The 327-nt window shown below is 63.0% G+C and carries 1 protein-coding gene; it reads left to right on the plus strand.

Annotation, left to right across the window (positions count from 1 at the left end):
- Nucleotides 1-327, plus strand: a 327-nt coding sequence (locus tag AC0IW7_RS24755; RefSeq protein ID WP_471821487.1) for a hypothetical protein, incomplete at both ends; no start/stop codon positions are given.

Genomic DNA, 327 nt, shown 5'->3' on the forward strand with positions numbered 1-327 from the left:
GCGGAAATCACTACGGCCCAACGTAAGCCTGGGCAGCGGCAGGCGCCGGCTGCTAGTTCAGTCGAGGCCAAACCGCCGGCGTTTTCGCTTAAACACCTCGCGCTTTCTCTACTGGTGGCCGGTGTGCCGAGTTGGGCGGCGGCGGAAATTCTGCTGGACCGCAGCAACAGCGCCACGGTATCCAGCGCGGCCAATGGCGTGCCGGTGATCGAGATTGCCAAGCCGAAACCTGACTATGACGACGCGACCCGCTCCAAACCAATCCGCACCGGTGATGACGGTTACCTCTATTCGAAGGATGTGGCAGGCGCCGGCCTGAACCGCGAC

Source organism: Pseudomonas sp. AC229 (genome assembly GCF_979254655.1).